The sequence below is a fragment of the Sphingomonas sp. PR090111-T3T-6A genome (assembly GCF_000383095.1).
Taxonomy (GTDB): domain Bacteria; phylum Pseudomonadota; class Alphaproteobacteria; order Sphingomonadales; family Sphingomonadaceae; genus Solisphingomonas.
Map to the genome: position 1 here is coordinate 988,819 of NZ_AORL01000021.1, position 26,299 is coordinate 1,015,117.

Sequence of the window (26,299 nt, forward strand, 5' to 3'; positions counted from 1 at the left end):
CCTTAAGTCCGCGGCAAACGGCGATGCATCATCGCCAGGCCGGTAATGGTGAGATCGGGTTCGATGGCATCGAACACCGATGTATGCTTGTCGAATAGCGAGGCCAGCCCACCGGTGGTCACCACCTTCACGGGCCGGCCGATCTCCGCCCGCATGCGCGCAACCAGTCCCTCGATCATGGCGATATAGCCCCAGTAGATGCCGATCAGCATCTGATCTTCGGTGGTGCGTCCGATGACGCCCGGCTTCTCGGGCGCCGCGATCGCGATACGCGGCAGCTTGGCGGCGGCGGCCACCAGCGCATCGAGCGACAGGTTGATGCCCGGCGCGATGATCCCGCCCTTGTAGGCGCCCGAATAGTCCACGACGTCGAACGTGGTCGCGGTGCCGAAGTCGATCACGATCTTGTCACCGGGATGCAGGGCATGGGCGGCGATCGCGTTGACCGCCCGGTCCGCGCCCACCGTGTGCGGCTCGGGCACGTCGAGCGTGATGCCCCAGCTCATCGGCGGGCGGCCGGCGATCAGAGGCTCCACGCCGAAATATTTGGTCGCCAGCACCTCCAGATTGTGGAGCGCGCGCGGCACCACGGTGGAGATGATGACCGCGCTCACCATGCTGCGCTCGAGCCCTTCGAGCGCGAGGAGTTGATGCAGCCAGACGGCATATTCGTCGGCGGTGCGGCGCGGATCGGTGGCGATGCGCCAGCGGGTGCGGATCACGGGCGCGTCGCCGTCCTGCGCCACCAGCGCGAAGACGATATTGGTATTGCCGGCGTCGATGGCAAGCAGCATGCGCTCAGTCCCGGATCAGGAAGATATCGGCGGCGTGAATGACATGGCTCGCCCCGTCCGCCAAGCGGAGCCTGAGCGCGCCGCCCTCGTCCAGCCCCTCGAACAGGCCGTCGAGGCTGCTACCGTCAGGGAGCCGCGCGGTCAGCGCGCTGCCGACGGGGTGGGCGCGCTCCAGCCAGCGGGCGCGCACCGGAGCCAGCCCCTCGCCCCGCCAGCGGCCCAGCCAGCGCGCAAAGGCCTCGGCGAGCGTATGGGCGAACTGGTCGGGATCGGGCGCGGTGCCGACCAGCGCCGGGAAGCTCGTGGCCGCGCGGTCGAGCCCGGTCGGGTGATGCGCCAGGTTGACGCCGAAGCCGATCACCACCGCGTCGCCGGCGCGTTCCAGCAGGATGCCGGAGAGCTTGGCGCCGTCCACGAGCAGGTCGTTCGGCCATTTGAGCATGGCGTCGACGCCATAGGCCTCGACCGCCTCCGCCAGCGCCACGGCCGCGACCAGCGCGAGAGTCGGCGCGGGCGATTCGCAGGAACGGACGCGCACCAGCGTGCTCGCGAAGAGATTGCCCTCGGGGGACTCCCACGCCCTTCCCTGCCGGCCGCGCCCTGCCGTCTGGCGCCGGGCGCGCAACCATAGCCCCTCGGCCGCCCCGCTCCGCGCAAGCGCCGCCACGTCGTCGTTGGTCGACGCCGTCTCGGCCACAGTGCGGATATCGAGCATCGTCATAGGCTTACCCCATATAGCAACGGGGACCCGGCATCCTGGTTGCCCAGGAAAACCGGATCCCCGTCCACTAAGAGGCCCTGATGCGTCAGACGGATCAGAACAGCGCGTTCGCGGCGTTCAGCGTGATCCGGCCGAGCGGCCCGATCACGAGGTAGCCCAGCGGCGAGACGAACAGCGCCGCCAGCGCGATCAGCACGCCCTCGATCGTCGAGCGCGACGGCGCGAACGCCTCGGCCGGCTCATCGAAGTAGATCGTCTTGACGATCTTGAGGTAATAGAAAGCGCCGATCACCGAGGTCGCGATGCCGATCATGGCCAGCGGCCACATGCCGACCTGCACCAGCGCGTCGAACACCATGAACTTCGGCCAGAAACCGAACAGCGGCGGAATGCCGGCCAGCGAGAACATGAAGACCGCGAACGCCGCCGCCAGCGCCGGACGCGTGCGCGACAGGCCCGAAAGCGCGGCGATCTGCTCGGTCGGCGTGCCGTCGGCAGTCCGCATCTGGAGAACGCAGATCAGGCTGCCCAGCGTCATCACGATATAGACCGTCATGTAGGTCATCACCGCCGACGCGCCGTAAGCGGTGCCAGCGACGAGCCCGAACAGGGCAAAACCGACATTGTTGATCGACGAGTAAGCCAGCAGGCGCTTGATGTTGGTCTGCCCGATCGCGCCCACCGCACCGAGGATGGTGGAGGCCAGCGCGCAGAAGATGATGATCTGGCGCCACTCCCCCGTCGCCGGGCCCATCGCCTCGATCGCCACGCGGACGGTCAGCGCCATCGCGGCGACCTTCGGGGCCGAGGCGAAGAAGGCCGTCACCGGCGTCGGCGAGCCTTCGTACACGTCCGGCGTCCACATGTGGAACGGCACGGCCGAAATCTTGAAGGCAAGGCCGGCCAGCAGGAACACCAGGCCGAACAGCAGGCCCGAACCCATGCTCGCCTTCATCGCGGCGGCGACGCCGACGAAGCTGGTGGTGCCCGAGAAGCCGTAGAGCAGCGAGATGCCGTAGAGCAGGACGCCCGAGGCGAGCGCGCCCAGCACGAAATACTTCAGGCCCGCTTCCGCCGAGCGGTCGTCGCGGCGCAGGAAGCTCGCGAGGACGTAGGCGGCAAGGCTCTGGAGTTCGAGGCCGACATAGAGCGTCAGCAGGTCGACCGCCGACACCATCGTGCCCATGCCGACCGCCGAGAGCAGGATCAGCACCGGATATTCGGCGCGCATCTCGCCTTCGCGGTTGAAGAAGCCGGGCGCGACAAGGATCGCGACCGCCGCGCCGATATAGATCAGCAGCTTGGCGAACGCTGCGAAAGGATCGGCGACATACAGGCCGTCATAGCCCAGCCCCGCCGAGCCCGACGGCCCGAGCAACGCCAGGCCGGCGGCGGCCAGCAACAGCACGCTGACCCAGCAGATCGCCTTGGAAGCCTTGTCGCCCATCCAGGCGGCCGCCAGCATCAGCACGATCGCGCCGAAGGAAAGAATGATCTCCGGGAGGGAGAGCGAGAAGGATTCGATATAGCTCATGATCTCAACGCTCCCCGGCAACGGCGGCAGCGGCAGGCGCGGCGTGCGGCGCCGTCAGGGCGGCGTCGCTGGCCGGGGCGGCCGGGTGGATACGCTCCAGCAGGGCGCCCACGTCGGCACGCATCGGCGCCAGGAAGCTCTCCGGATAGACGCCCATCCACAGCACCGCGGCAGCGATCGGCGCCAGCACCAGCCACTCGCGCTTGTCGAGATCAGGCATAGCGGCGGCGTCCGCATTGGTCTGCGGGCCGAAGCAGATGCGGCGGTAGAGGTACAGCATGTAGGCCGCGCCCGTGATGATGCCCGTCACCGCGATGAAGGCCGCCCAGGACGAGATCTCATAGGTGCCCATCATCGACAGGAACTCGCCGGGGAAGTTGGAGAGGCCCGGCAGGCCCACCGACGCCATGGTGAAGAACAGGAAGAAGGTGGCGTAAGCCGGCATGTTGGTGGCGACGCCGCCGTAACGCGCGATCTCGCGGGTGTGCAGGCGGTCATAGACGACACCCACGCACAGGAAGAGCGCGCTCGACACGAGGCCATGGCCCAGCATCACCATCAACGCACCCTCGACGCCCTGCCGGTTGAAGGCGAACAGGCCGAAGGTGACAAGTGCCATGTGAGCGACCGACGAGTAAGCGATCAGCTTCTTCATGTCCTTCTGCACCAGCGCGACGAGCGAGGTGTAGACGGTCGCGATCATCGACAGCGCGAAGATCAGCCACATGTAATGGGCCGACGCCTCCGGGAACATCGGCAGCGAGAAGCGGATGAAGCCATAGCCCGCGAGCTTCAGCATCACGCCGGCCAGGATGACCGAACCCGCCGTCGGCGCCTCGACGTGCGCGTCGGGAAGCCAGGTGTGGACCGGCCACATCGGCATCTTGACCGCGAAGGAGGCGAAGAAGGCGAGGAACAGCCAGAGCTGCGCCTGCGACGAGAAGTTGAACGCCATCAGCGATGGGATGAAGGTCGTGCCCGCCGTCTGCGCCATGTAGAGCATGGCGATCAGCATCAGCACCGAGCCGAGCAGCGTGTAGAGGAAGAATTTGTAGCTCGCGTAGATCCGACGCGCGCCGCCCCAGATGCCGATGATCATGTACATCGGGATCAGGCCGCCCTCGAACATGATGTAGAACAGGAACAGATCCTGCGCCACGAACACGCCGAGCATCAGCAGCTCGGTGAGGAGGAACACGGCCATATATTCGGGCACGCGCTTCGTGATCGAGGTCCACGAGGCGAGAATGCAGAGCGGAACCAGGAAGACGGTGAGCATGATCAGCATCAGCGCGATGCCGTCGATGCCAAGCGCCCAGGAGAAGCGGCCGAAGATGTCCGCCCGCTCAATGAACTGCCAGCGCGCGCCACCGATCTCATAATTGGCCCACAGCGCAATGCCGAGGCCAAGCTCGATGAGGCTCGCGGCCAGCGCGGTAACGCGGGCGCTCCGCGCCTTGGCCTCGCCCTCGCCGGGCGCGAACAGGCACCAGAGCGCCGCAACGAGCGGCACCGCCAGCATGATCGACAGGATTGGGAAACCGAGCTGATTCATTGTGTTATCGTTCCCCGGCGGAAGCCGGGACCCAGGTCCGGCGGTTGAACTCGATCCCGGCCAGCGCCGGACGTGCGGAGAAGGAAGCGGCGCTCATCGCGTCACCGCCCAGGTGGCGATCCCGGCGAGGCCCAGCAGCATCACCAGCGCATAGCTGTAGACATAGCCGGACTGCGCGCGCGCCATGAAGCGGTTGCCGACGACCATGAGCTTCGAGATGCCGTCCGGGCCGAAGCGATCGATCGTGCCCTCGTCGCCCTGCTTCCAGAGGAAGCGGCCGATGGCGAAGGCCGGGCGCACGAACAGGAAGTCGTACAGCTCGTCGAAATACCACTTCTTGAGCAGGAAGACGTAAAGCCCACGGAAAGTCCTGGCAAAGCGATCCGGGATCGTCGTGTCGACGATATAACCCCAGTAGGCGATCGCCAGACCGATGATCATCACGATCGTCGGCGCGAGGCCAAGCAGCGTCGGCAGATGCTCCGCCTTCTCATGCAGTTCGGCCGAGTAAGCGACCGCGCCCTGCCAGAACTCCGCTTCCAGGAAATAGTGCGCGAAGGCGAAGCCCGCGAATACCGCGCCGATCGCCAGCACCACCAGCGGCAGCGTCATCACCCACGGCGCGCCGTGCGGATGATAGCCGAGCGTACCGTGCGCGATCTCGTTGATCGAGCGACCTTCCGGGCGCGGCTCATGGCCGGCCGTCTCATCCGGCGCATGATGATCGTCGTGGCCGTGATCGTCATGACCATGCCCATGATCGTGCATCGCGTGCTGGATATGCTCCGAAGCTGCCCAGCGCGGTTCGCCGAAGAAGGTGAGGAAGATCAGGCGCCACGAGTAGAAGCTCGTCAGGCCCGCCGCGAACACGCCCATGAACCAGGCGAAGCCGCCCACCTGCGTGCCGGTGGCATAAGCCGCCTCGATGATCGCGTCCTTCGAGTAGAAGCCCGCGAAACCGAACACCCCCGCAATGCCGACGCCGGTGATGGCGAGCGTGCCCGCGATCATCACCCAGAAGGTTAGCGGGATGTGCTTCCTGAGGCCGCCATAGAAGCGCATGTCCTGCTCGTGGTGCATCGAGTGGATCACCGAGCCCGCCGAGAGGAACAGCAGCGCCTTGAAGAAAGCGTGCGTGAAGAGGTGGAACATCGCCGCGCCGAACGCGCCCGAACCAGCCGCGAAGAACATGTAGCCGAGCTGCGAGCAGGTCGAATAGGCGATCACGCGCTTGATGTCGGTCTGCGTCGTGCCGACGGTCGCGGCGAAGAAGCAGGTCAGCGCGCCGATCACGGTGACGACCTCGAGCGCGACATGGCTCGTCTCGAACATCGGCGACAGGCGGCACACCATGAACACGCCCGCCGTCACCATGGTGGCGGCGTGGATGAGCGCGGACACCGGCGTCGGGCCTTCCATCGCGTCCGGCAGCCAGGTGTGCAGGCCGAGCTGCGCCGACTTGCCCATCGCGCCGATGAACAGCAGCAGGCAGAGCAGCGTCATCGTGTCGGCGCGATAGCCGAGGAAGCCGATGGTCGAACCCGCCATGCCCGGAGCGGCATGGAGGATCGCCGGGATCGAGGTCGTCCCGAACACCAGGAAGGTGCCGAAGATGCCGAGCGAGAAGCCGAAGTCACCCACGCGGTTGACGACGAACGCCTTGATCGCGGCCGCACCCGCCGACGGCTTCTGATACCAGAAGCCGATGAGCAGATAGGACGCGAGGCCCACGCCTTCCCAGCCGAAGAACATCTGCACCAGGCTGTCCGCCGTCACGAGCATGAGCATCGCGAAGGTGAAGAGCGACAGGTACGAGAAGAAGCGCGGCTGGTCCGGGTCCTCGCCCATATAGCCCCAGCTATAGAGGTGAACGAGCGCGGAAACGCTGGTCACCACCACCAGCATCACGGCGGTGAGCGAGTCGACGCGCAGCGCCCAGTCGACCTGAAGGTCGCCCGAGTGGATGAAGGTGAGCACCGGAGCGACATAGGCGTGGTTCGCGCCAGTCAGGAAACCGATGAAGATCGGCCACGCGATCGCGCAGGACGCGAACAGCGCGCCCGTCGTGACGAGCTTCGCCGCCGTGTTGCCGATCATGCGGTTGCCGAGGCCGGCGACCGCCGCCGCGAACAGCGGCAGGAATACCAGGAGCTGGATCACGGCCGGTTCAGCCCTTCATCCGATTGATGTCATCGACCGCGATGGTGCCGCGGCCACGGAAATAGATCACGAGGATGGCAAGCCCGATGGCCGCCTCGCCCGCCGCGACCGTCAGCACGAACATCGCGAAGATCTGGCCGACCAGGTCGTGCAGGAAGGCCGAGAAGGCCACCAGATTGATGTTCACGCTGAGCAGGATCAGCTCGATCGCCATCAGGAGGATGATGACATTCTTCCGGTTGAGGAAGATGCCGAGCACGCCCATGACGAAGAGGGTCGCCGAAACGACGAGATAATGCTGGAGACCGATCACAGCTCGACTCCCTGGCCGACAGTCGGGTTGGTCATGCGGGTGGCATCTTCCGCCCGGCGCATGGACTGGCGCATGATGTTCTGGCGACGGACGCCGCCGCGCGCACGGTGGGTCAGCACGATCGCGCCGATCATCGCGACCAGCAGCACCAGGCCGGCACCCTCGAACACGAACAGATAGCGCGTGTAGAGCAGCGCGCCGAGCGCCTCGATATTGGGCACCTGATCCGGCGCCGGCGCGACGGCGGTACGGCCGGCGAGCTGGACGGGGCCAGCCTCCCAGACGCCCGCGGCGATCACGATCTCGGCCAGCAGCGCCGCCGCGATGGCGACCCCGAAGGGCAGATATTTGGAAAGGCCCGCCCGCAGTTCGGCGAAATCGATGTCGAGCATCATCACGACGAACAGGAACAGCACGGCGACCGCGCCGACATACACGATGATGAGAAGCATCGCGATGAACTCGGCGCCGACGAGCAGCATCAGCCCCGCCGCGTTGAAGAAGGCGAGGATGAGCCAGAGCACGGAGTGCACGGGATTGCGCGCGGTGATGGTGAGCGCCGCGGAGGCGATCACCATGACGGCGAACAGATAAAAGGCGATCGTCTGGATCACGGCGCTGTGCGAGCCCCTGTCAGATTCGTTGCGAGCGATTAACGGTACGGCGCGTCAGCGGCAAGGTTCGCCGCGATCGCCCGTTCCCAGCGGTCCCCGTTGTCGAGCAGCTTGGCCTTGTCATAGATCAGCTCCTCGCGGGTCTCGGTGGAATATTCGAAATTCGGCCCCTCGACCACCGCATCGACCGGGCAGGCTTCCTGGCAGAAGCCGCAGAAGATGCACTTGGTCATGTCGATGTCGTAGCGCGTGGTGCGGCGGCTGCCGTCGTCACGCGGTTCGGCCTCGATGGTGATGGCCTGCGCCGGGCACACCGCCTCGCACAGCTTGCACGCGATGCAGCGCTCTTCCCCGTTGGGGTAGCGGCGCAGCGCATGTTCGCCGCGGAAGCGGGGCGACAGCGGGTTCTTCTCGAACGGGTAGTTGATCGTCGCCTTGGGCTTGAAGAAATACTTCAAGGTGAGGGCATGGCCCTTCACGATCTCCCAGAGCGTGAACGATTTGACGAAGTGCGCGACGCTCATCGCATCAGGCTCCGATCGGGTGGAAGCGGGTGAGCATCAGCCACCCGGAGACGAGGAAGACGAACAGCAGCGACAGCGGCAGGAAGATCTTCCAGCCCAGACGCATCAGCTGATCGTAACGATAGCGGGGCAACGTCGCCTTCACCCACGAGAAGATGAAGAAGAACACGGCCATCTTCAGCAGGATCCAGAACAGGCCCAGCCCGATCGTCGTCCCCGGAATGTGATAGAGGAACGGCAGGTCGAGCGGCGGCAGCCAACCACCCCAGAACAAAGTCGCGTTGAGCGCGCACATCAGGATGACGTTGGCATATTCGCCGAGCCAGTAGAGCGCGAAGCTCATCGACGAATATTCGGTCTGGTAGCCGGCGACGAGCTCGCTCTCCGCCTCGGTCAGGTCGAACGGGGTGCGGCTGGTCTCGGCCATGGACGAGATCAGGAACACCACCGCCATCGGGAAGAGCAGCGGGTTGAAGCCGTTGGCATTGATGATACCGAGGATGGTGCCCTTCTGCGCCAACACGATGGTCTGCATGTTGAAGCTGCCGGCCCACATCACCACCGAGATCAGCACGAAGCCGATGGCGACTTCGTAGCTCACCATCTGAGCGGCGGCGCGGATCGCCGAATAGAAGGGATATTTGGAGTTCGACGCCCAACCCGCGAGGATCACGCCATACACGCCCAGCGACGAGGCCGCGAGAATGTAGAGCAGGCCGACATTGATGTTCGCCAGCACCGAGAAGGAGCTGAACGGGATCACTGCCCAGGCGATCAGCGCGACGGTGAAGGTGATCACCGGCGCCACGAGGAACAGGGTGCGGTTCGCAGCCGACGGGATGATCGTTTCCTGAAGGAAGACCTTCAGGCCGTCCGCGAAGGACTGGAGCAGGCCGAAGGGGCCGACCACGTTCGGGCCGCGACGCAGCGCCATCGCCGCCCAGATCTTACGGTCGGCATAGATGATCATGGCGACGGCCAGCATCACCGGCAGCGCGATCACCAGAATGTCGATGATCGTGGCGATGAAATAGGCCCAGCCATAGGGCACGACGCCGGTAAACCAGGAGATCATTCTGCGGCCTCCGCGAAGCTCTCGCCATGGATCAGCTCGGCGGAGCAGCGCTGCATGGTGGGCGACGAGCGGGCAATCGGGTTGGTCAGGTAGAAGTCGGCGATCGGATAGACGATCGTACCGGAGACGTCACCACCCTTCGGCGCCGGATCGAGCGCGCCGGCGAGGTGGATCCCCTCCTCCGCCAGCGACGGATGATCCGCCGCGATCTTCGAGCGGAGCTGCGCGAGGCTGTCGAACGGCAGCGTCTTGCCCAGCACGGCCGAGAGCGCGCGCAGGATGGTCCAGTCCTCGCGCGCGTCGCCGACCGGGAACACCGCCCGCTCGGCCCGCTGCACGCGGCCTTCCATGTTCACCCAGGTGCCCGGCTTCTCGACATAGGTCGCGCCCGGCAGGATCACGTCGGCGCTGTGCGCGCCGCGATCGCCATGCGTGCCGATGTAGACCTTGAACGCGCCGCCGAAGAAACCGGCAAGCTCCGCCTCGTCGACACCGAGCGAGAAGATCACCTTGGGCGCCGCTTCCACGACGGCGGCGAAACCGCCCTCGACGGTGAAGCCGACGTCCAGCGCACCCACGCGGCCGGCAGCCGTGTGGAGCAGGCCGAAGCCCGCACCGAGCGCCGCGGCGGTCTGGCGGGCGGCCGCATAGCCGCCTTCGATCAGGCACGCACCCATGCCGGCGATGACGAGCACGTCTTCCGCCTTGGTCAGCGCTTCCGGCAGCTCGTTCAGAGCCGAGATATCGGCGCCAAGCCACTGAACCGGATAGGTAAGATCGACTTCGGGGCCGACGGCGTAAACCTTCGCGCCCTTCTTGATCGCCTTGCGGATGCGGGTGTTGACCAGCGGCGCTTCCCAGCGCGGGTTGGTGCCCACGAGCAGGATCGCCTTGGCGTTCTCGACGCCCGCGATGGTCGGGTTGAAGCGATAGGACGCCGGGTTGGCGACGTCATACAGCGCACCATCAACGCGCGCTTCATGCAGCGACGAGCCATAGGCCTTGAGCAGTGCCTTCAGCGCATAGACGCTCTCGACCTCGGCGAGATCGCCGGCGAGGCCCGCAATCTGGTTGCCGCTGACGCCCCGCATCGCGTTGGCGATGGCGGCGAACGCCTCTTCCCAGGTCGCTGCCTTCAGCTTGCCGTCGACGCGGACATAGGGCTTGTCGAGACGGTTGCGGACGAGGCCGTCGACGGCATGGCGCGTCTTGTCCGACGCCCACTCCTCGTTCACGTCCTCGTTGATGCGCGGCAGCGAGCGCAGCACTTGGCGGCCGCGCGCATCGAGACGCACGTTGGTGCCGACCGCGTCCATCACGTCGATGCCCGGGGTCTTCTTCAGCTCCCACGGACGCGCCTCGAACGCATAGGGCTTCGAGGTGAGCGCGCCGACCGGGCAGAGATCGACGACGTTGCCCGAAAGCTCCGACGTGACCGCCTTCTCCAGATAGGAGGTGATCTGCATGTTCTCGCCGCGATAGATCGCGCCGATTTCCTCGACGCCGGCGACTTCCTCGGCGAAGCGCACGCAGCGCGTGCACTGGATGCAGCGGGTCATGACCGTCTTGACGATCGGACCCATGTACTTTTCCGTCACCGCCCGCTTGTTCTCGTCGAAGCGGCTATGGCCCTTGCCATAGGCGACCGACTGGTCCTGCAGGTCGCACTCGCCGCCCTGATCGCAGATCGGGCAATCGAGCGGGTGATTGATGAGCAGGAACTCCATCACGCCTTCGCGGGCCTTCTTGACCATCGCGCTGTCGGTGCGGACTTCCTGGCCGTCGGCGGCGGGCAGCGCGCACGAAGCCTGGGGCTTGGGCGGCCCCGGCTTCACCTCGACGAGGCACATGCGGCAATTGCCGGCGATCGACAGGCGCTCATGGTAGCAGAAGCGCGGGATTTCCTTGCCGGCAGCCTCCGCCGCCTGGAGCACGGTGGCACCGGCGGGGACTTCGACTTCGATCCCATCGACTGTGAGCTTGGGCATTACTGGACCACCTCAATGCCGTCAGAGCTGTAAAGCCCATTCACACGGCGTCGTTTTCCATCAAACTCCATGATCTCGCTTTGCATTTGGATCATGTAGCCCTTGTTCGCGTATTGATGGACCTCCTCAAGGGAGGAGCACGAAACCTCCGCAGATACGACGTTCGGCCCCTTCGAAACCTTGTATTGGCCATTCTTCCTATAAGCCGCCAAACGAACGCGAACCCGCTCTCCCGAACGGCGCACGCACTCGTGATCCTTTTCGATCGCCCTAATCATTCCGCCGCCACCGCAACGGGAGCCTCGCCACGCTTGGCGGCGATGCGGCGCTCGAGTTCGGGGCGGAAGTGACGGATCAGGCCCTGGATCGGCCACGCCGCCGCGTCGCCGAGCGCGCAGATGGTGTGGCCTTCGACCTGCTTGGTCACTTCCTGGAGCATGTCGATCTCGGAGACGTCGGCATTGCCTTCGCGCAGACGCTCCATGACGCGCCACATCCAGCCCGTGCCCTCGCGACACGGCGTGCACTGGCCGCAGCTCTCATGCTTGTAGAAGTAGCTGATCCGGCTGATCGCGCGGACGATGTCGGTGGACTTGTCCATGACGATCACGGCCGCCGTGCCGAGGCCCGAGCCCAGCGCGCGGAGGCCGTCGAAGTCCATCGGCGCGTCCATGATCTCGGCGGCCGGCACCAGCGGCACCGACGAACCACCCGGGATCACGGCGAGCAGGTTATCCCAGCCGCCACGGATGCCGCCGCAATGCTTCTCGATCAGCTCGCGGAAGGGGATGCTCATCGCCTCCTCGACCACGCACGGCTTGTTCACATGGCCGCTGATCTGGAAGAGCTTGGTGCCCTTGTTGTTCTCGCGCCCGAAGGACGAGAACCACGCCGCGCCACGGCGCAGGATGGTCGGCGCAACCGCGATCGACTCGACGTTGTTCACGGTCGTCGGGCAGCCATAGAGGCCCGCGCCGGCCGGGAACGGCGGCTTCAGGCGGGGCTGGCCCTTCTTGCCTTCGAGGCTCTCCAGCATCGCGGTCTCTTCGCCGCAGATGTAGGCGCCCGCGCCGCGATGCACGAAGACGTCGAAGTCATAGCCCGAACCGCAGGCGTTCTTGCCGATCAGGCCCTTGTCATAGGCCTCTTCCACCGCCGCGAAGAGAACCTTCGCCTCGATGATATATTCGCCGCGGATGTAGATGTACGCCGCACGCGCCCGCATCGCGAAGCCGGCGATCAGCGCGCCTTCGATCAGCTTGTGCGGATCGTGGCGGATGATCTCGCGGTCCTTGCACGAACCGGGCTCGGACTCGTCGGCGTTGATGACGAGGAAGTTCGGCTTACCGGGCTTGGGTTCCTTGGGCATGAAGCTCCACTTCATGCCGGTCGGGAAGCCCGCGCCGCCGCGACCGCGCAGACCCGAGTCCTTGATCGTCTGGATGATGTCATCCTGCGCGATCTGCATCAGCGCCTTGGTATTATCCCAGTCGCCACGCTTCATCGCGGCATCAAGACGCCAGTCCTGAAAGCCGTACAGGTTCGTGAAGATGCGATCCTTATCCTCAAGCATCACCAGCGATCCCGATAATCATGATTTTCCGTCACCATCTCGACAAGCGTCGTCGGGCCGCCTTCCGGCGCGCTCACCTGACGATCGATCTGCGGGCCGATCTTCACCGGCTTGCCCTCGGCCAGCGCTTCCAGCAGCGCGATGGTCGTGTCGTAGGTGAGATCCTCGAAGTTATCGTCGTTGATCTGCACCATCGGCGCGTTCGAGCAGGCGCCGAGGCACTCGACCTCGGTCAGCGTGAACAGGCCGTCGGGCGTGGTCTTGCCCTTGACGAGGCCCTTGTTCTTGCACGCCGCCAGCACGTCGTCCGATCCGCGCAACATGCACGGCGTCGTGCCGCACACCTGCACGTGGAAACGGCCGACCGGCGCCATGTTGAACATCGTGTAGAAGGTCGCGACCTCGTACACGCGCATGTAGTGCACGCCGATCTCGCGCGCGACGAACTCGATCACCGGGACCGGAAGCCAGCCCTGCGTGTTCGTTTCCTCGCCGACCTGGCGCTGGGCCAGATCGAGGAAGGGGATCGAAGCCGACTGCTCGCGACCCTTGGGGTAGCGGGCGAGGATCTGCTTCGCCTTCTCGGCATTTTCGGCATTCCAGGTGAAGCCGCCCCAACGCGCGCGCGTCTCGGCCTCATCGGGGATATGAACAGCGTCAGCCATTATCGGTCACATTCACCAAAGACGACGTCGATCGCGGAGAGGATCGCCGTCGTGTCGGCCAGCATGTGGCCCTTCATCATGAAGTCCATCGCCTGCAGGTGGCTGAACGCCGTGGGGCGCAGCTTCACGCGGTACGGCTTGTTGGTGCCGTCCGAGACGAGATAGACGCCGAATTCGCCCTTGGGACTCTCGGTCGCGACATAGACTTCGCCCGCCGGGACATGGAAGCCCTCGGTGTAGAGCTTGAAGTGGTGAATGAGCGCTTCCATCGAGCGCTTCATCTCGCCACGCAGCGGCGGAGCCACCTTGCGGTCGGTCGACGCGATCGGGCCGTCGGGCATCTGCGCGAGGCACTGCTTGATGATCCGCGCCGACTGGCGGACCTCCTGCACGCGCACCATGAAGCGATCATAGCAATCGCCACGGGTGCCGACCGGAATGTCGAAGTCCATGCGGTCATAGACCTCATAGGGCTGCGACTTGCGGATGTCCCACGGCACGCCGGCGGCGCGGAGCATCGGGCCGGAGAAGCCCCACGCGATCGCGTCCTCGCGGCTCACCGTGCCGATGTCGACGTTGCGCTGCTTGAAGATGCGGTTGTCCGCGATCAACGACATGGTGTCGGTGAACAGCTCGTCGAGACGGCCGTCGACCCAGTCGCCAATGTCGGAGAGCAGCTTCAGCGGCACGTCCTGATGCACGCCGCCCGGCCGGAAATAGGCCATGTGCATACGGGCGCCCGACGCGCGCTCGAAGAAGCCGTAGGTGTCCTCGCGGATCTCGAACAGCCACAGGTTCGGCGTCATCGCGCCGACGTCCATGATGTGCGAGCCGAGGTTCATCATGTGGTTCGAGATGCGGCTCAGCTCGGCGAACAGCACGCGCAGATACTGCGCGCGCAGCGGCACCTCGATGCCGAGCAGCTTCTCGACCGCGAGCACATAGCTGTGCTCCATGTTGAGCGGCGAGCAATAGTCCAGACGGTCCAGATAGGGCACGTTCTGGAGATAGGTGCGCGCCTCCATCAGCTTCTCGGTGCCGCGATGCAGCAGGCCGACGTGCGGATCGACGCGCTCGACGATCTCGCCGTCCAGCTCCATCACGAGACGGAGCACGCCGTGCGCCGCCGGATGCTGGGGGCCGAAGTTGATAGTGTAGTTCTTGATCTCGACGTCGCCGACGGACGGCTTGTCGTCGCTCGAATAGAGCATGTCGGCCGCGATCTTCGCGTCCTGGATTTCGTGGAGGTCGGCCATCAGCGCTTCACCTCATCGGCCTTGGCGGGCGTGGGCGCGCCGGGGGCCTGCGGAGCCTTCTCGTCACCGGGGAGCTGATAGGCAGCGCCTTCCCACGGCGAGAGGAAATCGAACGAACGGAAATCCTGCGCGAGCTGCACCGGCTCGTAGACCACGCGCTTGGCCTCTTCCGAATAACGCAGCTCGACATAGCCGGTCATCGGGAAGTCCTTGCGCAGCGGATGGCCGCGGAAGCCGTAGTCGGTGAGGATGCGGCGCAGGTCCGGGTTGCCGTCGAACAGCACACCATACATGTCGTACACTTCGCGCTCAAGCCAGCCGGCGACCGGCCACAGCACGGTCGCGGACGGAATGGCCTTCACCGCATCGGTGCGGACATGAACATGCAGGCGATGGTTCCGGGTGAGCGAGAGGAGGCAATACACCGCCTCGAACCGCTCCTCGCCGCGATCCGGATAATCGACGCCGGCGATTTCCATGAGCTGCTGATACTCAAGGCCCGGCGTGTCGCGCAGTGTGCGCAGCGCGTCCACGGTCGCCTCGCGGCGAACGTGGAGCTGGATCTCGCCGACCTTCTCGACAGCCTCGATGAGGGCATCACCGAGAGCGGCCTTCGCCTTCTCGATCACGCCCTCGTTGGAGCTGAACTTCGGATAGTTCATCAAACTGCCTCAGCGCTCGATCGTGCCGACGCGGCGGATCTTCCGCTGCAACTGCATGATGCCGTAGAGCAGCGCCTCGGCGGTCGGCGGGCAGCCGGGCACGTAGATGTCGACCGGAACGATCCGGTCACACCCGCGCACCACCGAGTAGCTGTAGTGATAATAGCCGCCGCCGTTGGCGCACGAGCCCATCGAGATGACGTACTTCGGCTCCGACATCTGGTCGTAGACCTTGCGGAGCGCCGGGGCCATCTTGTTGCAGAGCGTGCCGGCCACGATCATCACGTCCGACTGACGCGGGGACGCGCGGGGCGCGGCGCCAAACCTCTCAAGGTCGTAACGCGGCATGTTCACATGGATCATCTCGACCGCGCAGCACGCGAGGCCGAAGGTCATCCACCAGAGCGAGCCGGTGCGGGCCCACTGGAACAGCTCCTCGGTCGAGGTGACTAGGAAGCCCTTGTCCTGCACTTCCGCCGACAGATCGTCGAAGAAGGCCTTGTTTGGGGGCGTATGCTCCGGCGCGAACGGCGCCTTCACATCGCGGGCGACTTCTACTCCCATTCCAGCGCCCCCTTCTTCCAGGCGTAAGCAAAGCCGAGGATCAGTTCGGCAAGGAAACCCATCATCGCGAACCAGCCGGTCCAGCCGATCTCCTTGAGCGACACCGCCCACGGATAAAGGAAGGCGGCTTCGAGATCGAAGACGATGAAGAGAATGGCGACCAGATAGAAACGCACGTCGAACTGCGCGCGGCTATCTTCAAAGGCCGGGAAGCCGCATTCATACTCAGCGAGCTTATCGGTGGTCGGCTTGTGCGATCCGGTCAGGCGCGACACGACCATCGGCAGCACCACGAAGGCGGTCGACAGCAACAGGGCCACACCCAGGAACAGCAGGATCGGGAGATATTGGGCGGCGACGGACGCCATGGCTTTCTCCGCAAACGGGCGCGCCCGAAGGCGCGACTTCTTGGGGGCGTCTCTAGGCCTGCTGCACCCGCGAGGCAACAGGTCGAGGCCATGAGAATGAATCGCAATAAGAAGGGGTTGGCCTATGAGGCCGGGTCACCCCCGTGGAGGCGGGGATGACCGCCCGAAAAGATCAGCGAAGCGCCGCCGCAACGAGCTTGAGAAGGCGCGGATGCAGGGAATCGTTGGAGGCGAGCCACTGCTTGCGCTCCTGCATCTGGTCGCCGCCGCGATAGTCGGTGACGAAGCCGCCGGCCTCGCGCACGAGCAGCTCGCCGGCCGCAACGTCCCAGCGGCTCAGATGCGTTTCCCAGAAGCCGTCGAATCGGCCGGCCGCCACCCAGGCGAGATCCAGCGCGGCGGAACCGAAACGACGCACACCCGCGACCTCCGGGCCGACGGTGCGGAAGATGCGGCTCCACACGTCGAAATCGCCATGGCCGGCGAAGGGCATGCCGGTCGCCAGCAGCGCCTCGGAGATGTCGCGGCGCGCCGAGACGCGCAGGCGACGGTCGTGCAGCCACGCCCCCCGGCCCTTTTCGGCCCAGAAGCTCTCGTCGGTCAGCGGCTGGTAGACGAGCGCGGTGGTCACTTCGCGCGTGCCGTTCGGGCGCGGCTCTTCCACCGCGATCGAGATGGCGAAGTGCGGCAGGCCGTGGAGGAAGTTGCTGGTGCCGTCGAGCGGATCGACCACCCAGCGCGGCTTGGAGGGATCACCCTCGATCTCGCCGCCCTCTTCCATCAGGAAACCCCAGTCGGGGCGGGCGTGCTTCAATTCCTCGAAGATCGTGCGCTCGGCGGCCTTGTCGGCGGCGGACACGAAATCGGCCGGGCCCTTGCGGGAGACCTGAAGCGCGTCGACCTCACCGAAATCGCGGCGGAGCTTGGGAGCCGCCTTGCGGGCGGCCTTCTGCATGACGGTGATGAGGCCGGAATGGGCAACCATGGTTCTTCTCCCCCCTCCCGTGTCGGGAGGGGCCGGGGGTGGATCACGTCGGCCCTCCCCCAGGCGCGACGGCGAAGGGCAGGCTCACATCACCCGCCCCAGCCCCTCCCCCGTCACGGAGGAGGGGTCAGAGCAGGTCAGTCCGCGCGGCGGACATATTCCTGGCTATAGACGTCGACGACGATCTTCGTGCCCGACGAGATGTGCGGCGGCACCATCACGCGCACGCCGTTGTCGAGCAGCGCCGGCTTGTAGGAGGAGGAAGCCGTCTGGCCCTTCACCACCGCGTCAGCCTCGACGATCGTGGCTTCCACCGTATCGGGAAGCTGCACGTTGATCGGTTCTTCTTCGTAGAGTTCCATCACGACGTCCATGCCGTCCTGAAGGAAGGCCGCCGCATCGCCGAGCAGGTCACGCGGGAGCGTGATCTGGTCGTAGGTTTCCTTGTCCATGAAGGTCAGCGTTTCGCCGTCCGCGAACAGGAACTGGAAGTCCTTGGTGTCGAGGCGCACGCGCTCCACCGTCTCGGCCGAGCGGAAGCGGACGTTGTTCTTGCGGCCGTCGCGCAGGTTCTTCATCTCGACCTGCATATACGCACCACCCTTGCCGGGCTGGGTGTGCTGGATCTTCACGGCGCGCCAGATGCCGCCTTCATATTCGATGATGTTACCGGGACGAATGTCCACGCCGCTGATCTTCATTGCGACACCTGAAGCCTGAGAGTGGGAAAGAGCAGGCGCGCGCTTTAGCCGGAGCGGAGCTTTCCGGCAAGAGAGGCGCCTTAACTGCCCCTGACCGCCGCGAGCCGCGCCTTCACTTCGGCGGTCCACAGCTCCCCATCGCCGTCGGGCGGCAGCGTCTCATAGGCGGGCACGCCCTCGGGCAGGACGATCCACGGATGCTTGCTCCGCGTGAAGAAATGCGCGTCGGGCGCGAGCCTCTCGCCCTCGTCGAGCGTGCCGACATAGACGAAGCGGATGCCGTCGCCGAACATCCGGTGATGCCCCCAGAGCGCCGTCCCGCAGCGCGGGCAGCGCGCGCCGGTCTGTCCGGACGGGAGATTCTCGGGCGGGTGGACGGTCTCCGGCGCGCCCTCGCCGATCATCTCCACGCGGTCGGCCTCGATCATCGCGTTGATCGCGAAGGCTGATCCGCTCGCCTTCTGACACATGCGGCAATGGCAGCCATTCACGAACATCGGCAGGCTGCTCAGGCGGTAGCGGACGAAGCCGCAGAGGCAGCCGCCTTCCAGCATCCTAGCCTCGCACCGCTTTCAGCAGCGGATAGGGGTTCACCGCCCGGCCCTGCCACCACCCCTCGCCCGCCGCCATGCGGTGGACCTCGAAATGGAGATGCGGCGCGCCCGGATCGGCATCCCCGGTGGAGCCCACGGTCGCGATCGCCTGGCCGGCACGGATCGCCTGCCCCTCGGCCAGCCCCGGCGCATAGGCATCGAGATGCGCGTAATAATAGACGACGCCGCCATCCGCCGAGCGCTCATAGACGGTGAGCCCGCCCCGCCGGCTCTCGAACAGCTTCTCGATCTTCCCGTCCGCCACGGCGCGGACGGGCGTTCCGGTGGGCGCCATGATGTCGATGCCCTGATGCGCGCGCATGCCGTGGCCGCGCTTCTCGTTCCAGTTGTCGCGAAGCTCGGCGCCCTGCACCGGCGTCACCATCGAGGCGGCGACCGGCGCGGGCGCGCGGGCGACATCCGGCCCTGTTCCGCCCTCCACGGCACGGCCGGTCCAGCCCGGACCCGTGACATGGACCATGGTAGCGAAGGCGACCAGAACGATCACCAGAAGCAACGCGATGCCGACGCCCAAGCGATTCATGGCTGGAAGATAGCCGGAGTTCCCGGCTTGACCATCAGGGAAAGACGCGCGGCATCCCAATTGCTGAGGCGGATGCAGCCGTGACTCTCCGTCCGCCCGATATTCTGAGGCTCCGGTGTGCCGTGGATGCCATAATGCGCCCTGGAAAGATCGAGCCATACGACGCCCACCGGTCCGTTTGGACCGGGCGGCAGCGTAGCCTTCCGGTCGCCCTTGCGGGCATCCCAGAACAGCCTGGGATTATAGTGGAATTCCGGATTGTAGGACGCGCCCTGCACCTTCCAGCGCCCGATCGGCAGCGGATCGTGGCGGCTGCCCGTCGTCACCGGGAACTGGGCGATCAGCTTGCCCGCCGCATCATAAGCGGAGAGCGTCCTGTCGGACTTGTCCACGACCAGATGATCCGCCTGCGGCTGGCTGGAATCGACGTTCAGCCCGGCCAGCGTCTGCTTGTAGCCGTCCGGCAGCTCCGCCGGATAGGCACGCCCCGCCGTCGCGACATTGGGCACCTTGATCTTCGTGCCCGCCTTCATCGGCGTGTCGGGGGAGTTGAGCGCGATCAGCGTGGCGGGCGTGGTGTGATAGCGCTCGGCCAGCATTTCCACCGGATTGGAATAGCCCAGCGAAGGCAGCTTTGCCTGCTCGTTCTCGCGCTTGGGGATCGGGCCGACGAAGGGACCGGCGAGGTCGGCGGCGCCCAGCGTCACCTCGGCGACCGGGGGCGTCGCGCCATATCTGCCGAGCGCCGCGGCGGTGCGCGGGTCCATCTCGCCGGAAGCCGGCAGGCCGTTCGCCTTCTGGAATCCCGCGAGCGCGCGCTTGAGCGAGGCCCCCTGCCTGCCATCCACCACCCCCGGCGAGAAGCCGAGATGATCGAGCACGACCTGCACCTGCATCACCTTGGGGTCCGGCCCGGCGGCGGGGGACGGCGCGGCCGCCTGCGCGCTGCCCGCCAGCAGCAATCCGAGCCCGGTGGTGATCGCAAATCGCAGCGTTTTCATGCAGTTCCCTTCGCCGTCATAACGGAAGGGTAACGCCGCTTATTCGTGAAAGTGCCCTATCGGCGCGCTGGCCGGGGCCTCGCCTGCGACAGCGCCAGCGCGATCAGCGCGATCCCGGCGAGGAAGATGTAGAGGCCGAATCCCTCGCCCATCGCGGCCAGCGTCCCGATCCCGCCGAGCACCGCCGCGCCGACATAGCCGCGCGGCACGATCAGCGGCAGGCGGATCGTATCGATGGTCCTGACCGGCCCGCGGCTCGCCATCGGACGGCGGAGCTGCTCCCCGATCACGGCGAGGAAGGCCAGCGCGCACGGAACCAGCGCCAGCGCCGTCACCAACGCCGCGACGCGCAGCCGGATGTGGAAATCACCCTGATTCCAGTCCAGCCATGCAGCCACGAGGTCGATGGCGGTCGCCGTCAGCGCCGCGCTCCGGGCGAGCCTGCGGATCACGCCTTGAGCACGCCCCCGAAGGCGCGGACGGCCGCTTCCGGCCCTTCCGCGGCGTTCCACACGGCGGTGCTCACCGCCAGGAAGTCGGCGCCCGCCGCCACCAGCGGCGGCGCGTTGGCCGGCGTGATCCCGCCGATCGCCACGCAGGGCAGCTCGAACAGCGTCGTCCACCAGGAAAGGATCGACGGCTCCGGCTGGTGCTGCGTCTCCTTAGTCGTGGTCGGGTAGAAGGCGCCGAAAGCGACATAGTCCGCCCCGGCCTCACCGGCCTCCATCGCGAGGTGGCGGCTGTCGTGGCAGGTCACGCCGATCTGCACCGAGGGGCCGAGGATCTGGCGCGCCTCGCGGACGTCACCGTCCTCCTGCCCCAGATGCACGCCGTCCGCGCCGAGACGCTTGGTAAGCGACACCGAGTCGTTGACGATGAACGCCACGTCGCGATCCGCGCAGAGCTTCTGGATCGGCTCGGCGAGGCGGGCGAGATCATGCTCGACCATGCTCTTCACACGAAGCTGGAAGGCCGCGACCGGGCCACCGTCGAAGGCGGCGGCAAGGCGATCGACGAAGCCCGCGTCGATGGCCGGCGGCGAGATCAGATAGAGCTGGCAAGCGGGCCGGCTGTCGTCGCGCTCGAAGCGCGTGGCGAAGCCCGGATCGAGCTTCAGTTCGTCTTCATCGATCTCCATGCGCGCCCTCTAGACGCGCCATGGCAGCATGAAAAGCGACTGGATCGTCAAGCCGATGCGCTATTGTCGAGATGATGCGCCGACGCCTCACTTCGATCGGACGCGCCAGATCGAACACCACGTTGGGCCATGCGATCAGCGCCAGATTCAGCACCGACTTGCTCTTGATCGCCGCCGCATCCCAGTCCGTCCGGAAGCCGGCGATATCGTCGATGTCGACCGGGACCACGGTCCTGTGCCCGAGCCGCATGACAAGGCGCCGGCCCTCGATCGTCACCGGGCGCGTGCGGAAGGAGCGGAGCAGCCGCACCAGCATCGCCACGGCCGACAGGTCGACCACCGCCAGCGCCACCGCGACCTTCCAGCCCCACAGCGCCATCGCGACGATGTGGACCACCACCGTCTCGACCAGCGCGATGCCGAGCAGCACGCCCAGCATCGGCCCGATGCTGCGATGATAGGAAAAGGAGAGGACCGCCGCCGGATCATCCTCCGAAGCGGCGGCGGTCCCCATCGAAGGTCAGGCCTTCACCACCGAGGCCGCGTAGATCTCGTCGATCGCGGCGCTGAGCGTCTGGTCGAACTCGGCATCGGTCTGCTGGTGGCGGAGGTCCTCCAGCAGCGCGCGCGAGAAGCTGGCGATCATGCCGTGATTGTGGGTGAGATGCTCGCACGCCTCGGGCCGCGGGAAGCCGCCCGACAGCGCCACGACGCGGATCACGCGCATATGCCCGACCAGCGGCGCGTAAAGGTCCGCCTTCGCCGGGATCGAGAGCTTGAGCATCACCCGCTTGTCGCCGGTCATGGCGTCGAGCGCCTTGGCCAGCTCGTCGAGCAGGATGTCCTCGATCGCCTCCCGATTGGGGCTCTTGATGAGCACCTCCGGCTCGATGATCGGGATCAGCCCGTGCGCGAGAATCTGCTCGGCCAGCTCGAACTGCTGCTTCACGATTCCCGCGATGCCCTTGCGGTCGGCCGCCTTGACGACCGAGCGCATCTTGGTGCCGAACACGCCGAGCTTCGCCGCGCGGGCCAGCAGATCGTCGAGGCCGGGGATCGGCTTCATGAGCTGCACGCCGTCGGCCTCGGCCTCCAGCCCCTTGTCGACCTTCAGGAAGGGCACCACGCCGCGCTGCCACAATGCGGCCGGCACGGGCACGCCGTTCGCCTGCCCGTCCATCGTCTTCTCGAACAGGATCGCGGCGATCACCTTGCGGCCGTTGAAGCTCGGCGCGGTGATGATGCGGACGCGCATCTGATGCACCAGCTCGAACATCTGCTCTTCGGTCGCGAAGTCGCTTTCCGCGAAACCATAGGCCTTCAGCGCGCCCGGCGTCGAGCCGCCGCTCTGGTCCAGCGCGGCAATGAAACCGGCCCCGCCCACCATCTGCGCCATCATCTTCGGATCGGTCATTTGAGGCCTTCCTCCATGCATTTGTGCGCTGCGATAGAAGCTAGCCGGATCACGGCAAGGCTGACAACGCCGTCAGCGAGACGGGGCGCCCGGCACCGGCGACCAAGGCGGACCTTTCAGCTCCAGAGCATTGCCTTCGGGATCGTTCAGATAGATGGACGGGCCGTCCCCTTCCGCGCCGTAGCGGGAGACGATCTCGCCCGCGATGCCGTGCCGGGCCAGCTCGTCGAGAATCGCCGGGCCGTCCCACGGCAGCACACGGAAGCAGATATGATCGACGTTGCGCCCCTCGCGACCGGGCGGGGCGCCGCCCATGCGGCCCAGTTCGCCGTCGACGGGCACGAGATCGATCAGCGCATCGCCCACGCGAAGCTGGAGGAGGCCGATCGCCTCCTGATGCTTCTCCAGCCGCGCGCCGAGCACGTCGGTATAGAAACGCACCATCCGGGCAGCATCGACCACGCGGAGAACCACATGGTCGATGGCCCGGATGTTGATCATTTCACGAGCGCCGCGACGCCGGGCAGTTCCTTGCCTTCCATCCATTCGAGGAAGGCGCCGCCGGCGGTGGAGACGAAGGTGAAGCTGTCGCCCGCGCCCGCCTGGTTGAGCGCGGCCACGGTATCGCCGCCGCCCGCCACCGAGACGAGGCTGCCGTCCTGCGTCAGCGCCGCTGCCGTGCGCGCGAGGCTCACCGTCGCGGTGTCGAAGGGCGGCGTCTCGAAGGCGCCGAGCGGGCCGTTCCACACCAGCGTACGGCAGGTCTTGAGCGCGTCCGCCAGCGCCTCCACGGCGGCCGGGCCGACATCGAGGATCATCTCGTCCGCCTCGACCTCATGCACGTTGACGGTGCGCGTCGGCGGGTTGGCCTTGAACTCCTTGGCCACCACCACATCATAGGGCAGGTGGACGGTGCAGTTGGCCTTGTCGGCCGCGTCCATGATCTCGTTGGCGGTGCCGGTGAGGTCATGCTCGCAGAGCGACTTGCCCACGTCGATCCCGCGCGCGGCGAGGAAGGTGTTGGCCATGCCGCCGCCGATGATGAGATGATCGACCTTGGTCACGAGGTGCTTCAGCACGTCGAGCTTGGTCGACACCTTGGCGCCGCCGACCACGGCCGCGACCGGATGCTGTGGGTTGCCGAGCGCCTTCTCCAGCGCCTCCAGCTCGGCCTGCATCGAGCGGCCGGCATAGGCCGGAAGCTTGTGCGCCAGCCCCTCGGTCGAGGCATGGGCGCGGTGCGCGGCCGAGAAGGCGTCGTTGACGTAGATGTCGCCGAGCGCGGCCATCGCCTCGACGAGCGCCGGGTCGTTCTTCTCTTCGCCCTTGTGGAAGCGGGTGTTCTCGAGCAGCGCGATGCTGCCCGGCGCCATCGCGGCAACCGCGTTGGCCGCGTCCGCGCCCTGGCAATCGTCGATGAAGCGCACCTCGCGGCCGAGCACCTCGGAGAAGGCCTTCACCACCTTGGCGAGGCTCATCTCGGGGTTCCGCTCGCCCTTGGGGCGGCCGAAATGGGCGAGGACGAGCACCTTGGCGCCCTTGTCCGCCAGTTCGGCGACCGTCGGCGCCGCCGCGCGCAGGCGCGTGTCGTCGGTGACGCGATCGCCGTCCATCGGCACGTTCAGATCCTCGCGCACCAGCACCCGCTTGCCCGAAACGTCACCAATGTCGTCGAGAGTCCGAAACGCCGTCATACCGCCTCCTGAAATTCGAAATACCGGATCGGTGGGCGGCCCTCACGGCGATGCCGGAAGGCCGCCCCGCCCCGATCAGAGCGTCTTCGCGATCGCGCCGGCCGTGTCGACCATGCGGTTCGAGAAGCCCCACTCATTGTCGTACCACGACACGACGCGGACCAGCTTGCCTTCCAGCACCGCCGTCTCAAGGCTGTCGACGGTCGAGGAGACCGGCGCGCCGTTGAGATCGATCGAGACCAGCGGCTCGTCGGTGTAATCGAGCACGCCCTTGAGAGCGCCCTCGGCGGCCGCCTTCAGGATGGAGTTCACCTCCTCCTTGCTGGTGTCGCGCTTCGGCGTGAAGGTGAGGTCGACGAGGCTGACGTTCGGGGTCGGCACGCGCACGGCCGAACCGTCGAGCCGGCCCTTCAGCTCGGGGAGAACCTCGCCCACCGCGCGGGCGGCGCCCGTCGTGGTCGGGATGATCGACATGCCGGCGGCGCGCGCGCGGCGCGGGTCGGAGTGGATCTGGTCGAGGATCTTCTGGTCGTTGGTGTAGGCGTGGATCGTGGTCATCAGGCCACGCTCGATGCCGATCGCGTCGTTCAGCACCTTGGCCACCGGCGCGAGGCAATTGGTGGTGCACGATGCGTTGGACACGATGGTGTGCTCGGCGGTGATCTTGTCGTGGTTCACGCCGAAGACGACCGTCAGGTCGACGTTCTTGCCCGGCGCCGAGATCAGCACGCGCTTGGCGCCCGCCGTCAGATGCTTGCCGGCCGAATCGCGGTCGGTGAAGAAACCGGTGCACTCCAGCGCGATGTCGACGCCGTTCGCGGCGTGCGGCAGGTTCGCCGGATCGCGCTCGGCGGTCACGAGGATGCGCTTGCCGTCGACGACCATATAGTTGCCGTCGGCCTCGACCGTGCCCTTCCAGGTGCCGTGGACCGAATCACGCTTGAACAGACGGGCGTTGGCCTTCGCGTCGCCCAGATCGTTGATCGACACCAGATCGAGCCCGCAATCGGGCCGCTCCAGGATCGCGCGCGCGACCAGCCGGCCAATGCGGCCGAAGCCATTGATCGCAACTTTCACCGCCATTCTGTTTCTCCTCAAAGCGAGCGTTCGGGGGCCTAAATAGGAAGAGAGCGCGGTCACGCGAGCCCTCGGCCGGGGAAGGCCGGGTGATGGGCGATCGGTTCTGCAGCCCTCCGATGATGGCGGGCCAGCGATTCCGGCCCGGTCGCGGGTTCTTTGTCCCGCGCCCGACCGATCGTCAACCGCGCCGGATACCCCGGACGGCGGCTTGTCGCGTCGCGCCCACCTGCTATGCGTTTTGTCACCATGGACAATGAGCGTTTCAACAAGGCCCTCGGCCGCATCGAAGCCGCCATCGAGCGGCTGGAGCAGGCTGGCCCCGCCACCGCCTCCAGCGCCGTCGACACGCGCCTCGCCGAGCTGGAAGCACGCCACCAGCGGCTGCGCGACGGCACGAGCGATGCGCTGGCCCGGCTCGACCGGCTGATCGACAGCGCCTCGGGCGCGCCGAAGGAGGGCTGAGCGATGGCGCAGGTGAAGCTCGAGGTCGGCGGCCGGCAATATGAGGTGATGTGCCGCGACGGCGAGGAGGAGCGGCTGAAGATGCTCGCCCGTCTCGTCGACAGTCGCGCGTCGGACGTCATCCGCTCGATCGGTCGGGGCAACGAGCCGCGCGAGCTGCTGCTCACCGCCCTCCTCCTCGCCGACGAGCTGGACGAGGCGCGCAGCGCCGCCGCCAATGCCCGCACCGAGGAGGTCCAGCGCATGACTGCGATGGAGCGCTGCGCGGAACGGCTCGAAAGCCTCGCTTCGAGGCTTGAGAAGCCGCGCCCGGCCTCCTAA

29 protein-coding genes and 1 pseudogene are annotated in these 26,299 nt (G+C 66.3%); 2 read left to right on the forward strand and 28 right to left on the reverse strand.

What is annotated here, in order from left to right; genetic code table 11:
• Positions 1 to 2: 2 nt before the first annotated feature.
• The 28 genes and pseudogenes from ST3T6A_RS0114740 to gap all read right to left on the reverse strand — a co-directional run bounded on the left by ST3T6A_RS0114740 (position 3) and on the right by gap (position 25,519).
• Positions 3 to 794, reverse strand: coding sequence for a type III pantothenate kinase (locus tag ST3T6A_RS0114740; RefSeq protein ID WP_019833713.1), 792 nt, complete (start codon positions 792 to 794; stop codon positions 3 to 5).
• 4 nt (positions 795 to 798) lie between these two features.
• Positions 799 to 1,515 (reverse strand): biotin--[acetyl-CoA-carboxylase] ligase, encoded by a 717-nt coding sequence (locus ST3T6A_RS0114745; protein ID WP_019833714.1) that lies wholly within the window; start codon positions 1,513 to 1,515, stop codon positions 799 to 801.
• Between the two features lie 94 nt (positions 1,516 to 1,609).
• Positions 1,610 to 3,049, reverse strand: a complete 1,440-nt coding sequence (nuoN, locus tag ST3T6A_RS0114750) for an NADH-quinone oxidoreductase subunit NuoN (protein WP_019833715.1) — start codon at positions 3,047 to 3,049, stop codon at positions 1,610 to 1,612.
• A gap of 4 nt (positions 3,050 to 3,053) precedes the next feature.
• Complete coding sequence (locus ST3T6A_RS0114755; protein WP_019833716.1) at positions 3,054 to 4,604, reverse strand: NADH-quinone oxidoreductase subunit M; 1,551 nt, start codon at positions 4,602 to 4,604, stop codon at positions 3,054 to 3,056.
• 93 nt (positions 4,605 to 4,697) lie between these two features.
• The gene (nuoL, locus tag ST3T6A_RS0114760; protein ID WP_019833717.1) at positions 4,698 to 6,764 is read right to left on the reverse strand and encodes an NADH-quinone oxidoreductase subunit L; all 2,067 of its coding nucleotides are present in this window, start codon (positions 6,762 to 6,764) and stop codon (positions 4,698 to 4,700) included.
• Between the two features lie 7 nt (positions 6,765 to 6,771).
• Positions 6,772 to 7,077, reverse strand: a complete 306-nt coding sequence (gene nuoK / locus ST3T6A_RS0114765; protein WP_019833718.1) for an NADH-quinone oxidoreductase subunit NuoK — start codon at positions 7,075 to 7,077, stop codon at positions 6,772 to 6,774.
• Complete coding sequence (locus ST3T6A_RS0114770; RefSeq protein WP_019833719.1) at positions 7,074 to 7,691, reverse strand: NADH-quinone oxidoreductase subunit J; 618 nt, start codon at positions 7,689 to 7,691, stop codon at positions 7,074 to 7,076. The genes nuoK and ST3T6A_RS0114770 overlap by 4 nt, the downstream gene beginning before the upstream one ends.
• A gap of 38 nt (positions 7,692 to 7,729) precedes the next feature.
• On the reverse strand, positions 7,730 to 8,215 hold the full coding sequence (gene nuoI / locus ST3T6A_RS0114775) for an NADH-quinone oxidoreductase subunit NuoI (RefSeq protein ID WP_019833720.1): 486 nt from the start codon (positions 8,213 to 8,215) through the stop codon (positions 7,730 to 7,732).
• Between the two features lie 4 nt (positions 8,216 to 8,219).
• A complete protein-coding gene (gene nuoH / locus ST3T6A_RS0114780) occupies positions 8,220 to 9,290 on the reverse strand; it encodes an NADH-quinone oxidoreductase subunit NuoH (protein ID WP_019833721.1) in 1,071 nt (356 codons plus the stop codon).
• Positions 9,287 to 11,278 (reverse strand): NADH-quinone oxidoreductase subunit NuoG, encoded by a 1,992-nt coding sequence (gene nuoG / locus ST3T6A_RS0114785; protein WP_019833722.1) that lies wholly within the window; start codon positions 11,276 to 11,278, stop codon positions 9,287 to 9,289. The genes nuoH and nuoG overlap by 4 nt, the downstream gene beginning before the upstream one ends.
• A 274-nt stretch (positions 11,279 to 11,552) precedes the next feature.
• Entirely contained in the window at positions 11,553 to 12,851 is a 1,299-nt protein-coding gene (gene nuoF / locus ST3T6A_RS0114795) for an NADH-quinone oxidoreductase subunit NuoF (protein WP_019833724.1), read from the reverse strand.
• Complete coding sequence (locus ST3T6A_RS0114800; RefSeq protein ID WP_019833725.1) at positions 12,851 to 13,516, reverse strand: complex I 24 kDa subunit family protein; 666 nt, start codon at positions 13,514 to 13,516, stop codon at positions 12,851 to 12,853. Before ST3T6A_RS0114800 ends, nuoF begins: the two co-directional genes overlap by 1 nt.
• On the reverse strand, positions 13,516 to 14,727 hold the full coding sequence (locus ST3T6A_RS0114805; protein WP_157602937.1) for an NADH-quinone oxidoreductase subunit D: 1,212 nt from the start codon (positions 14,725 to 14,727) through the stop codon (positions 13,516 to 13,518). Before ST3T6A_RS0114805 ends, ST3T6A_RS0114800 begins: the two co-directional genes overlap by 1 nt.
• Positions 14,728 to 14,780: 53 nt before the next feature.
• Positions 14,781 to 15,434: pseudogene (locus tag ST3T6A_RS0114810) on the reverse strand (NADH-quinone oxidoreductase subunit C); the annotation flags it as partial.
• A 9-nt stretch (positions 15,435 to 15,443) separates the two neighbouring features.
• Entirely contained in the window at positions 15,444 to 15,998 is a 555-nt protein-coding gene (locus ST3T6A_RS0114815) for a NuoB/complex I 20 kDa subunit family protein (protein ID WP_026359747.1), read from the reverse strand.
• Positions 15,989 to 16,366: an NADH-quinone oxidoreductase subunit A gene (gene ndhC, locus ST3T6A_RS0114820; protein ID WP_019833729.1), complete on the reverse strand. Its 378-nt coding sequence runs from the start codon at positions 16,364 to 16,366 to the stop codon at positions 15,989 to 15,991. The genes ST3T6A_RS0114815 and ndhC overlap by 10 nt, the downstream gene beginning before the upstream one ends.
• Before the next feature lie 172 nt (positions 16,367 to 16,538).
• The gene (locus tag ST3T6A_RS0114825; RefSeq protein WP_019833730.1) at positions 16,539 to 17,351 is read right to left on the reverse strand and encodes an inositol monophosphatase family protein; all 813 of its coding nucleotides are present in this window, start codon (positions 17,349 to 17,351) and stop codon (positions 16,539 to 16,541) included.
• A 137-nt stretch (positions 17,352 to 17,488) separates the two neighbouring features.
• The gene (efp, locus tag ST3T6A_RS0114830) at positions 17,489 to 18,052 is read right to left on the reverse strand and encodes an elongation factor P (RefSeq protein ID WP_019833731.1); all 564 of its coding nucleotides are present in this window, start codon (positions 18,050 to 18,052) and stop codon (positions 17,489 to 17,491) included.
• Between the two features lie 80 nt (positions 18,053 to 18,132).
• Positions 18,133 to 18,606, reverse strand: a complete 474-nt coding sequence (locus tag ST3T6A_RS0114835; protein WP_019833732.1) for a GFA family protein — start codon at positions 18,604 to 18,606, stop codon at positions 18,133 to 18,135.
• Position 18,607: 1 nt separating this feature from the next.
• Complete coding sequence (locus ST3T6A_RS0114840) at positions 18,608 to 19,189, reverse strand: M23 family metallopeptidase (RefSeq protein WP_019833733.1); 582 nt, start codon at positions 19,187 to 19,189, stop codon at positions 18,608 to 18,610.
• Complete coding sequence (locus ST3T6A_RS0114845) at positions 19,186 to 20,190, reverse strand: L,D-transpeptidase family protein (protein ID WP_019833734.1); 1,005 nt, start codon at positions 20,188 to 20,190, stop codon at positions 19,186 to 19,188. Before ST3T6A_RS0114845 ends, ST3T6A_RS0114840 begins: the two co-directional genes overlap by 4 nt.
• A gap of 56 nt (positions 20,191 to 20,246) precedes the next feature.
• On the reverse strand, positions 20,247 to 20,642 hold the full coding sequence (locus ST3T6A_RS0114850; RefSeq protein ID WP_019833735.1) for a hypothetical protein: 396 nt from the start codon (positions 20,640 to 20,642) through the stop codon (positions 20,247 to 20,249).
• On the reverse strand, positions 20,639 to 21,328 hold the full coding sequence (thiE, locus tag ST3T6A_RS0114855; protein ID WP_019833736.1) for a thiamine phosphate synthase: 690 nt from the start codon (positions 21,326 to 21,328) through the stop codon (positions 20,639 to 20,641). The genes ST3T6A_RS0114850 and thiE overlap by 4 nt, the downstream gene beginning before the upstream one ends.
• Complete coding sequence (locus tag ST3T6A_RS0114860) at positions 21,315 to 21,842, reverse strand: hypothetical protein (protein ID WP_019833737.1); 528 nt, start codon at positions 21,840 to 21,842, stop codon at positions 21,315 to 21,317. Before ST3T6A_RS0114860 ends, thiE begins: the two co-directional genes overlap by 14 nt.
• A 6-nt stretch (positions 21,843 to 21,848) precedes the next feature.
• Complete coding sequence (locus ST3T6A_RS0114865) at positions 21,849 to 22,742, reverse strand: fructose bisphosphate aldolase (protein WP_019833738.1); 894 nt, start codon at positions 22,740 to 22,742, stop codon at positions 21,849 to 21,851.
• Between the two features lie 72 nt (positions 22,743 to 22,814).
• Positions 22,815 to 23,243: a VOC family protein gene (locus tag ST3T6A_RS0114870; RefSeq protein WP_019833739.1), complete on the reverse strand. Its 429-nt coding sequence runs from the start codon at positions 23,241 to 23,243 to the stop codon at positions 22,815 to 22,817.
• Positions 23,240 to 24,436: a phosphoglycerate kinase gene (locus ST3T6A_RS0114875; RefSeq protein ID WP_019833740.1), complete on the reverse strand. Its 1,197-nt coding sequence runs from the start codon at positions 24,434 to 24,436 to the stop codon at positions 23,240 to 23,242. Before ST3T6A_RS0114875 ends, ST3T6A_RS0114870 begins: the two co-directional genes overlap by 4 nt.
• A gap of 75 nt (positions 24,437 to 24,511) precedes the next feature.
• Positions 24,512 to 25,519 (reverse strand): type I glyceraldehyde-3-phosphate dehydrogenase, encoded by a 1,008-nt coding sequence (gene gap, locus ST3T6A_RS0114880; RefSeq protein ID WP_019833741.1) that lies wholly within the window; start codon positions 25,517 to 25,519, stop codon positions 24,512 to 24,514.
• A 228-nt stretch (positions 25,520 to 25,747) separates the two neighbouring features.
• Between gap and ST3T6A_RS0114885 the strand changes: the two genes are divergently transcribed.
• A complete protein-coding gene (locus ST3T6A_RS0114885) occupies positions 25,748 to 25,978 on the forward strand; it encodes a hypothetical protein (RefSeq protein WP_019833742.1) in 231 nt (76 codons plus the stop codon).
• Between the two features lie 3 nt (positions 25,979 to 25,981).
• Entirely contained in the window at positions 25,982 to 26,299 is a 318-nt protein-coding gene (locus ST3T6A_RS0114890; RefSeq protein WP_019833743.1) for a cell division protein ZapA, read from the forward strand.